This is a genomic window from Sandarakinorhabdus rubra, from assembly GCF_010994245.1.
Classification (GTDB): Bacteria; Pseudomonadota; Alphaproteobacteria; order Sphingomonadales; family Sphingomonadaceae; genus Sandarakinorhabdus; species Sandarakinorhabdus rubra.
The window spans coordinates 1-9,564 of the sequence record NZ_WMHO01000094.1; the positions used below are offsets into that span (position 1 = coordinate 1).

A 9,564-nucleotide genomic window follows, 5' to 3' on the forward strand; every position below is an offset into this window, starting at 1 on the left:
CTGGGCTGGGTCGGCGGCGGCGGCGGGCCCTCGCTTCTGAGCAGCGGCAGCGGCCGGCGGCCACGCGCCACGCTGGCGGCGAACAGGGCGGGATCGGTGCGGTCGAGGATGATTTCTACGCGGTTTCCATCTGCCCGTGCCTCGCGGATGATTACCGGTGCCTTCAGATCGATCACCAGCCGGGCGGTGCCAGGCGCGAACATCGCGGCGCGCAGGCCCGTCACGCTGTTGGTGCCGGGCGCGCTGAGCGGCGGATCGACCACGCCGACGAAATCCACCACCAGGCGGAACGGTTCGGACAGTGCGAAGGCCCGCGCCGCTGGCAGCGGGCCATCGGCGGTGACGATCACCCGGCCGGGCTGGCTTTCGATGGACGTGATGCGCGCCGCCAGCGCCGGACCGGCGCACAGCAACAGGAAGAGCAACAGGAAGCGGCGCACGGCCCTTGCGATAGGAGCAGGCGCCTTATCAGACAACCGGTTCAGCGCAGCACGCTGCGCCCGGCGTAGGCGGCATCGCTGCCCAGTTCTTCCTCGATGCGGATCAGCTGGTTGTACTTGGCCAGCCGGTCCGAGCGGGCGAGACTGCCGGTCTTGATCTGGCCGCAACCGCAGGCCACCGCCAGATCGGCGATGGTGGCATCCTCGGTCTCGCCCGAGCGGTGGGACATGACCGTGCGATAACGGTTGCGGTGGGCAAGATCGACCGCGGCCAGTGTTTCCGTCAGCGTGCCGATCTGGTTGACCTTGACGAGCAGCGCGTTGGCCAGGCCATCGGCAATCCCCTGCCCCAGCCGGGCCGGATTGGTGACGAACAGATCATCCCCCACCAGCTGCACCTGGCCGCCCAACCGGTCGGTGAGCAGCTTCCAGCCGGCCATGTCGTCCTCGCTCATCCCGTCCTCGATGGAGAGGATGGGATAATCCGCGCACAGCGCCGCCCAGTAATCGGCCATCGCCGCCGGGGTGAGCGTCTGCTGCTCACCGGCCAGCACATAATGGCCATCGTGGAAGAATTCGGTGGCGGCGGCATCGAGCGCCAGCATCACGTCGTCGCCGGGCTTGAACCCGGCCTTTTCCACCGCCGCCATCACGAAATCCAGCGCAGCACGGGTGCCGTTCAGATTGGGAGCAAAACCGCCCTCATCGCCAACGGCGGTGTTATGCCCTTGCGCCTTCAGTTCGCTCTTCAACGTGTGGAAAATCTCGGCGCCCCAGCGCACGGCCTCCGCAATCGAGCCGGCGCCGACCGGCATCACCATGAACTCCTGCACGTCGATGGGATTGTCGGCATGGGCGCCGCCGTTGATGATGTTCATCATCGGAACCGGGAGCAGCCGGGCCGAGACGCCGCCGACATAGCGGTGCAGCGGCAGGCCGCGCGCATCAGCGGCCGCCTTGGCAACGGCCAGGCTTACGCCGAGAATGGCGTTGGCGCCCAGGCGGCTCTTGTTCGGCGTGCCGTCCAGCTCGATCATCGCGGCATCGATGGCGCCCTGTTCCTCAGCCTCCATCCCCGACAGCGCATCGAGAATCTCGCCGTTCACCGCCGCAACCGCGCGTCGGACGCCCTTGCCCAGATAGCGGGCCTTGTCGCCATCGCGCAGCTCGACCGCCTCGTGGGCGCCGGTCGAGGCGCCCGAGGGCACGGCGGCGCGCCCGGTGCTGCCGTCCTCCAGCACCACGTCCACCTCAACCGTGGGATTGCCGCGGCTGTCGAGGATTTCGCGGCCGTGGATGTCGATGATCGCGGTCATATCGTCCTGTCGTCCCTGCTGCTGGCCCTGCCGGCTGGCCGCTATCGGCTTGCACGGCGGCGCTGCCCGCGCCAGATAGAGGGGGATCGGGACGGCGGCAAGCACTGCCGTCGCGCCGGAAAGGCCGGAGAAATGGCAAAGCAGGATCAACCGCGGGAGCCGACGCTGCCCATCGACGCAAGTGACTGGGACGGCGATGACGCCGCGCGTCAGGCCAGTACCCTGTTCGACAGCCTCATCGATTTCGCCCGTGGCCGGCTGATTTCGCTGGTGGAAGACGCGCGCGACAGTCTGGTGGGCCAGGTGCGCGGCCTCAAGGAATTGACCGATCTGGTGGCCGACAATCTGCCCGGCGCCGCCAGTCCGGTGCAGGGGCTTGTCGGCAGTGCCGCCGGTAGCATCGAGACAATTGCCGATGCGCTGGCTGCGAAGTCGGTAGAGGAACTTGTGGAAGATGGACGCGCCCTGGTGCGCGCGCAGCCGGCAGCGGCAGTGGGGATCGCGATCGCGATTGGCTTCCTCGCCGGCCGCATGTTGAAGGCGGCGCGCGACTGATGGCGGCGGGCCGGCCTGGCATCGTGGCCCAGCTGCGGCAGATCCTGGCCGGCCTGTTGCGCCTGCTGCAGCTGCTGGCCCAGCTGACGACGGCCGAGATGAAGGAGAACGCCGCCGCGCTGCGCGGCGCGCTGCTGCTCGCCGGCGCGGCCATGGGCCTGTTAATCACCGCGCTCACCCTTTTCACCGTGGCGCTGGTGCTGGCGCTGGCCAGCCTGGTCGGCCCGCTCGCTGCCAGCCTGATCGTGGCCACGCTGGCGGCCATCGCGGGGCTGGCGCTGGGCCGCCACGCCCTGTCGCGGCTGGAGGCAACACGTCTTGCGCCAGAGCGCAGCATCGCCACATTGCAGGCACAGATTGACCGCATCGCCGGAACGCAGCGCCCGGCGACACCGCCAAGCCAAGGACCGCAAACATGACTGGCAGCACCATCGAAGATCTGGCCCGCGCCGCTGACGACGCCGGCGCCGCCCTGGTGGAGGAGGTTGGCACGCTCGGCGACCGGTTGGCGCCGCGCCGGCTGGTCGACGAGGCGCTGGGCGCAGTGAAGACGCGCGGTGTCGGCCTCGCCCGTGATGCCGGCACCATGGTGAAGGCCCACCCGGTGGTGGCGGCCGCAGCCGTGGCGGCGGTTGGTCTGGCGCTCTATGCCGGCAAGAAGGTGGCAAATGCCGAGCTTGATCTTGATCACGATCTCGATGGCTACACCGATTATGACGATGGACTGGCAGAGGCTTCGACGCCTGCCGCCGATCTTGCCGAGGGCGCGCGCGAGGCGGTGAGCGACAATCCCGTGGTCGCGATCCTCGCCGGCCTTGCCGCCGGGGTGGCGCTGGCACTGCTGTTCCCGTCGAGCAGCGCCGAGAAGCGCAGCCTAGGCACGCTGGCCCGACGCCTGACGCGTAGCTGAGCCGCCCCGATGCGCAGTCTTTTTCTTGCCGTTGGCCTGCTCGGCCTTGCGCTGCCTTCGCTGCCGGTGGCGGCGCAGGTCGCCGCCAGCAGCAGCGCCACGCCCGGCGATCCGGCGGCGCGGCCGTTCGTGGAGAAGATGATCGGAGACGGCTTTGCCATCCTGCGCGACAAGAACCTGAAGCGCGAAGAGGCCCGAGCGCGGTTCCGCACCATCCTGCAGCAGAACGTGGCGCTGGACGACATCGGCATGCGTCTGATTCGCCGCCAGCGGGCCACGCTGACCCCGGCGCAGCTCGACGCCTATCGCGCCGCCTTCCCGGAATTCGTCCTCAATGCCTATGCCGACCGGCTCTATGATTATGCCGATGCCAAGGTGGCGGTGCAGCGCACGCTGGGCCGCGGGCCTTTCACCGAGGTCTATACCCGCGTCACCCGCCCCGGCGCCCAGCCCATCGATACGATCTGGCAGGTGAAGAAGGAGGGCGGCAGGCTGATGGTGAACAATCTGGTGGTGGCCGGCATCAACCTCTCGCTCACCCAGGAAGCCGATTTTGCCAGCTACATCAACCGCAACGGCTTTGATGCGCTGGTCGGCTTCATGAAGAGCGCCAACGCAAAGAGCCTGGCGGTGCAGACAGGACCGAAATGACCAGCCGGATAGACATCCACCCGACCGCCTTCGTGCATCCCTCGGCCCAGATCTATGGGCATGTCAGCATCGGCCCTTACGCCAGCATCTGGTGCAACGCGGTGATCCGCGCCGAGTGCGCCCATGTCGAGATCCACGAGGGCGCCAATATCCAGGATTTCGTGATGATCCACACCGATCCGGGCAATCCGGTGATCGTGGGCGCCTTCACCAGCGTGACGCACCATGTGACGCTGCACGGCTGCCAGATCGCGGATCATTGCCTGATCGGCATCAACGCCACCGTCTACAATGGCGCGAAGGTGGGCGCTGGTTCCATCGTCGGCCAGCATGCCTATCTGAAGGATCGCTTCGAAGCGCCTGAAAATTCGATCATTGTCGGCAGCCCGGCCAAGGTGATCGCCACCCGCGACAGCCGGCTACCCAACCGCATCAACGCCGAATTCTACAAGCGCAATGCCCTGTGCTACCAGCAGGGCCATCACCGCGCCTGGGATGGGCCAGAGTTCGAGGCCTGGTTTGCCGAGACAATGCAGCGCCTGAAGGGCGAGTATGTTGCCGCTGGCGCTGCAGGCTGAGTGCCGCTAGACGCCGCGCCATGAGCAAGCTGCATCTCGTCTTCGGCGGCCGGGTCTCCGATCCGCAGGGTCTCGACTTCACCGATCCCGGCGCGCTCGACGTGGTTGGCATCTACCCGGATTACAGGAGCGCCGAAGCGGCCTGGCGCGCCGCCGCCCAGCGAACGGTGGATGATGCGACCATGAAATATGTTGTCGTGCACCTGCACCGGCTGCTGCAGCCCGAAGACTGAACCTATCCCCCAGACAAGTGCGGGCTTCCCAATCGCCGCGTCGGCCATAGAGTGACCGGCGGGGAGGATTTTGCATGGCGGACGAAATGAGCCTGGGGGCGGTGTTCGAAACGACACTCGCGGCCGTGGATCCGGCACAGCCGGCGCTGGTGCATGGCGACACGCGGCGCAGTTGGGGCGATTTCGGGCGGCGCACTGCCAGCCTGGCCGCCGCGATGCAAGCCGCTGGCGCCGAGCCCGGAGACCGCTGCGCACTGCTGATGCGCAATGGCCCGGCCTATTGCGAGGGGCTGGTGGCGGCACTGCGCGCCCGGCTGGTGCATGTGAACGTCAACTATCGCTACACAGGCGAGGAGCTGTGGTACATCCTCGACAACAGCGATGCCGCCGTCGTCATTTTCGATGCCGAGTTCGCAGCCCTGGTGGACAGCATCCGCAGCCGCCTGCCGACGAAACTGTGGGTGCAGGTGGGCGGCGAGACGGCGGCCTTCGCGCAGGATTTCGATGCGCTGGCAGAAGCCGGGCATGTGCTGCCGCCGCAGGCCCACCGCTATGACGACATGCTGTTCATCTACACCGGCGGCACCACCGGGCTGCCGAAAGGCGTGATGTGGGACCAGGGGGCGCTGTGGGAGCTGATGAACGCCGGCACCAACGGCCCGGCGCCGGCCAGCCTTGCCGAGCATTCCGCGAACGTGAAGGCCGGCATCGGCCGCCAGAAATCGCTGGTGTTGCCACCGCTGATGCATGGGACCGGGCTGATCATCGGATTGGCGACGCTGGCGCGGGGCGGCACGGTCGTCACGCTTCCCGGCGCCAATTTCGATCCGGGTGATGCCACCACCACCTGTGCGCGCGAAGGTTGCGACTATGCGGTGATTGTCGGCGATGCCTTTGCCCGGCCGATCCTGAAGGCGCTGGATGCCGGCATCGGTTCGATCGCCTCACTGAACGTGATGATCTCGTCGGGCACCATGTGGTCGCCGGAGGTGAAGGCTGGGCTGCTCGGCCATGCCCCGAACCTGATGATCGTCGATTCGCTGGGCTCGTCCGAAGGCCTGGGCCTCGGTGCCGCCGCACAGACAAAGGACAATGCCGGCGCGCCGACGAAGTTCATGGCCGACAGCAACACGCTGATCATCGGGGACGACATGAAGCCAGTGCCGCCCGGCACGATGGGCCGCATCGCCCGTGGCGGCCTCATCCCGCGCGGTTACTGGAAGGACCCGGTGAAGAGCGCTGCCACCTTCCCGGAGATCGACGGCAAGCGCTATTCCATCCCCGGCGATTTCGCCATCATCGAAGCCGATGGCAGCTTCACCCTGCTCGGCCGCGGCAGCCAGTGCATCAACACCGGCGGCGAGAAGGTCTTCCCCGAGGAAGTCGAGGAAACCCTGAAAACCCACCCGGCGATCGAGGATGCGCTTGTGTTCGGCCTGCCGGATGAGAAATGGGGCCAGTGCGTCACCGCCGTGGTGGAAGCCCATGGCCCGGTGGATGTCGAAGAGCTACGCGCCCATGTTCGCCAGCATCTCGCTGGCTACAAGACGCCCAAGACGGTGCATGTGGTGACGAAGGTGCCGCGTGCGCCCAACGGCAAGGCCGATTACGCGACGGCAAAGGCGATGGTGACGGGGTGAATTGAGCGAAGGCAGCGTCGCGGCAAAGCCGCGCCGTCAGACGAGTCAAAAAGGGCGGGGTGTTGGCCCGCCCTTCTTGCTCGCTGGCCGCGCTTGCGCGAGTCTGGCTGCGGCACGCAGCCAGCCGCCCTGCGCGTTACTTCTTGCCCAGACCAAAGCTGGCAAAGCGTTTGTTGAAGCGCGCCACCTGGCCGCCGGCGTCCAGCATGCGGCCGGTGCCGCCGGTCCACGCCGGGTGGCTGGTCGGATCGATCTCCAGGTTCATCACGTCGCCATCCTTACCCCAGGTCGTGCGGGTCTGGTAGGTGGTGCCGTCCGTCATCTTGACGGTGATCGTGTGATAATCGGGATGGATGCCGGACTTCATGGGATTTTCCTTCGATGCGGACCGGTTCCGACCGGGCCAAAGAAAACGAAGGCGGCGCATAGCGTCTTGACCGGCCGATTGCAACAGGCGTAGGCCTCTCCCCGCAAACGGTGCCCTCGGGAACGGGGGAGAATAGGGAAGCCGGTGCGGGAGAAATCCCAAGTCCGGCGCTGTGCCCGCAACTGTAAGCGGCCAGCTGATGTGCCACACGCCACTGGGAAACCGGGAAGGCGGCACGCCAGCGCCACGAGCCGCAAGCCAGGAGACCTGCCGTTCGCGGTCGCCCCATGCCTGCCGGGACCAGCGGTGCATGAGACGGGGCGCAGAGCGGCCGGCAATCCCGCCCCCGCCCTGCCCTTTCGTTCGTGGCGACATTCGTGTCGCCACCCGCCCGGACTTGCGTCCGGGCCGAACGAAAGGTCTGTTCATGCTCTCCCTCATTGCGCTCGCCGCGCAAACGGCCGCTGCCGCTGCGCCCACGGACGATATCATCATCGCCGATCTGCGCGACCCTGCCACCATCACCGTGGCGGCCAGCCGCACACCGGTTGCCCTTTCCGAAACCGGCATCAGCCTCAGCCAGATCAGGCTGGGCACCATCGAAGGCCTGTCGCTGCCGCTTGTGAAGGACTATCTGGCGCTCGTGCCCGGCGTGGCCGTGGCACAAACCGGGCCCTTGGGTGCCCAGACCCAGGTGCGCATCCGCGGCGCCGAGGCCAATCACAGCATCACCTTCATCGACGGGATCGAGGTGAATGACCCTGCCTCCTCCGGCGAGTTTCGCATCGACACGCTGCTCAGCCACGGCGTTGACCGGATCGAGGTACTGCGCGGGCCGCAAAGCGCGCTGTGGGGCAGCCAGGCCATAGGCGGCGTGATCAATATCGTCACCCGTACCCCGCTGCTTGGCAGCGAGCTTTATGGCGAAATTCAAGGCGGCAGCCTTGGCACAGTGCGCGGCGGCATCGGCGGCGGATGGGCCGGCAAGGCCGTGACCCTGAGCGGCCAACTGTCGGGTCTGTCCACCGACGGCTATGACATCGCCGGCGTGAATGGCGACCGCGACGGTTATGAGAATGTCACCGCCCATGGTCGCCTCGAATGGCGCGCCTCGCCGGACCTCACCCTGCTGCTGGTCGCCCGCCACCAGGACAGCACGTCCCGCTTCGACGGCTTCGATTTCGACGCCGGGGTGCCCCGCGACGAGCCGCTGTCCACCCGCAGCCGGCAGACCGCGCTGCGCGCCGAAGCGGCGCTTGCCCTGCTCGGCGGTGACTGGACGACACGGGCGAGCGTGATGGCGGTGCGGGCGGACAATATCAACCGCCGCGCCGGCGCCTTCCGGAACCGCAGCGATGGCGAACGGGACCTCCTGCGCCTGCAATCCAGCGGGCGCTTCGATACGCTCGGCGCCGAACACCGCCTCACCGCCGCGCTCGATGTGGAGACCGAACGCTTCGAAAGCATCGACGCCAACGCCCAGGCCCTGTCCAACCAGCGCCAGCGCCGCCGGCAGACCAGCCTCATCGGCGAATATCGTCTGACGACCGGCGGACCGTCCGCGGGGATTGCCGTGCGCCATGACATGAACGATCGCTTTGCCGATGCCACCACGGTGCGCGCCGATGCCGTGCTGCCACTGGGCGACGTGCGCCTGCACGCCGCCTTCGGCACCGGCATTGCCGATCCGACCTTCTTTGACCAGTTCGGCTTCTTCCCCGGCTTCTTCATCGGCAACCCCAACCTGCGCCCCGAACGCAGCCGCAGCGTGGAGGCCGGCATCGGCTGGAATGACGGGCAGAACAGCATCGACGTCACGCTGTTCGATGCCACGCTGACCAACGAGATCGTCTCCACCTTCGATTTCGCCACCTCGCTTTCGGGCGTCGCCAACGCCAGCGGGCGCAGCAAGCGGCGCGGCGTCGAGGTGTCGGGCAACGCCAGCCTTGCCGACGGGCTGACACTGAATGCCAGCTACACATATCTGGACGCCAATCAGCAGCAGGTGGTTGGCACCGCGTTCGTGCGGGAGGTCCGCCGGCCGCGCCATGCGGGCAGCATCGCGTTGGGCTATGCTGGGGAGCTCTTCGATCTCGCCGCTGCCGCCGCCATCACGGGGGCACGCGGCGACACCGACTTTGCCCGCTTCGTGCCCGTCACACTGCCCGCCTACACGCTCGTCACCCTGTCCGGCGCCTGGCACATCACCTCGAAGCTCGATCTGACGGCCCGTATCGAGAACGCGCTGGATGCCACTCAGGTGGACGTGTTCGCCTATCGCGGCCCGGGCATCACCGCCCATGTCGGGATCAGGGTCCGCCTGTGAGGTGGCTGGCGGGCATAGTTCTGATGCTGGCGGCGCCGGCCGTGGCGGCTCCGGCACGCGTTGTCTCGTTGAACCTGTGCACCGATGAATATCTGCTGCTCACCGCGCGGCCAGGCCAGATCGCCAGCATCAGCCGCTTGGGGGCGGACCCGCTGGAATCGCCGCTGGCCGGGCGGGCAAAGGGACTGGCCATCAACAAGGGCCGGCTGGGCGAGGTGATCGCTGCGGCGCCCGACCTCGTGCTGACGATGGGCGCCGCCCCACAGGACGTGGCATTGGCCCGGCGGCTGGGGGTCCGCCTCGTCACCCTGCCCTACCCTCAAAGCCCCGCCGACGTGGTGGCGCAGGTCCTGCAGGTGGCGAAGCTGCTCGACAACGAAACCGCCGGGGCACGCTTTGCGGCCGAGGTGGCGGCACTGGCCGGCGCCATGCCGGCCCGGCCGGTGCCGGCGCTGATGGTGGGCGGCGCCGGCATCGCGCCCGCGATGGACGGGCTGGCGGCCGGCTGGCGGCGGCTGGCTGGCGTCGTGCAGCGCCAGTCCGGCGCG

At 67.7% G+C, this 9,564-nt stretch carries 11 protein-coding genes, 1 pseudogene and 1 riboswitch; of the genes and pseudogenes, 9 read left to right on the forward strand and 3 right to left on the reverse strand.

Annotated elements, in window-relative coordinates:
• Both GJV64_RS07490 and eno read right to left on the reverse strand, forming a co-directional pair.
• On the reverse strand, positions 1 to 440 hold a 440-nt coding region (locus GJV64_RS07490), incomplete at its 3' end, for an AMIN domain-containing protein (RefSeq protein WP_164156643.1).
• 41 nt (positions 441 to 481) lie between these two features.
• Positions 482 to 1,756, reverse strand: a complete 1,275-nt coding sequence (gene eno / locus GJV64_RS07495) for a phosphopyruvate hydratase (protein ID WP_164156644.1) — start codon at positions 1,754 to 1,756, stop codon at positions 482 to 484.
• Between the two features lie 132 nt (positions 1,757 to 1,888).
• Here eno and GJV64_RS07500 point away from each other — a divergent pair, with 132 nt between their 5' ends.
• The 7 genes from GJV64_RS07500 (at position 1,889) to GJV64_RS07530 (ending at position 6,323) form a co-directional block, all read left to right on the forward strand.
• Positions 1,889 to 2,311 (forward strand): hypothetical protein, encoded by a 423-nt coding sequence (locus tag GJV64_RS07500; RefSeq protein ID WP_164156645.1) that lies wholly within the window; start codon positions 1,889 to 1,891, stop codon positions 2,309 to 2,311.
• Entirely contained in the window at positions 2,311 to 2,730 is a 420-nt protein-coding gene (locus GJV64_RS07505; RefSeq protein ID WP_164156646.1) for a phage holin family protein, read from the forward strand. Before GJV64_RS07500 ends, GJV64_RS07505 begins: the two co-directional genes overlap by 1 nt.
• A complete protein-coding gene (locus GJV64_RS07510; protein WP_164156647.1) occupies positions 2,727 to 3,221 on the forward strand; it encodes a hypothetical protein in 495 nt (164 codons plus the stop codon). Before GJV64_RS07505 ends, GJV64_RS07510 begins: the two co-directional genes overlap by 4 nt.
• Before the next feature lie 9 nt (positions 3,222 to 3,230).
• On the forward strand, positions 3,231 to 3,872 hold the full coding sequence (locus GJV64_RS07515) for an MlaC/ttg2D family ABC transporter substrate-binding protein (protein ID WP_164156648.1): 642 nt from the start codon (positions 3,231 to 3,233) through the stop codon (positions 3,870 to 3,872).
• Complete coding sequence (locus GJV64_RS07520; RefSeq protein WP_164156649.1) at positions 3,869 to 4,450, forward strand: gamma carbonic anhydrase family protein; 582 nt, start codon at positions 3,869 to 3,871, stop codon at positions 4,448 to 4,450. The genes GJV64_RS07515 and GJV64_RS07520 overlap by 4 nt, the downstream gene beginning before the upstream one ends.
• A 20-nt stretch (positions 4,451 to 4,470) precedes the next feature.
• Complete coding sequence (locus GJV64_RS07525) at positions 4,471 to 4,683, forward strand: DUF4170 domain-containing protein (RefSeq protein WP_164156650.1); 213 nt, start codon at positions 4,471 to 4,473, stop codon at positions 4,681 to 4,683.
• Between the two features lie 74 nt (positions 4,684 to 4,757).
• A complete protein-coding gene (locus GJV64_RS07530) occupies positions 4,758 to 6,323 on the forward strand; it encodes an AMP-binding protein (RefSeq protein ID WP_164156651.1) in 1,566 nt (521 codons plus the stop codon).
• 136 nt (positions 6,324 to 6,459) lie between these two features.
• On the opposite strand, the gene rpmE is transcribed toward GJV64_RS07530, so the two are convergent.
• The gene (gene rpmE, locus GJV64_RS07535) at positions 6,460 to 6,690 is read right to left on the reverse strand and encodes a 50S ribosomal protein L31 (protein WP_164156652.1); all 231 of its coding nucleotides are present in this window, start codon (positions 6,688 to 6,690) and stop codon (positions 6,460 to 6,462) included.
• A 91-nt stretch (positions 6,691 to 6,781) separates the two neighbouring features.
• Positions 6,782 to 6,979, forward strand: a riboswitch (cobalamin riboswitch).
• 138 nt (positions 6,980 to 7,117) lie between these two features.
• Between rpmE and GJV64_RS07540 the strand changes: the two genes are divergently transcribed.
• The gene (locus GJV64_RS07540) at positions 7,118 to 9,016 is read left to right on the forward strand and encodes a TonB-dependent receptor plug domain-containing protein (protein WP_164156653.1); all 1,899 of its coding nucleotides are present in this window, start codon (positions 7,118 to 7,120) and stop codon (positions 9,014 to 9,016) included.
• 23 nt (positions 9,017 to 9,039) lie between these two features.
• Positions 9,040 to 9,564, forward strand: a pseudogene (locus GJV64_RS07545) (hypothetical protein); the annotation flags it as partial.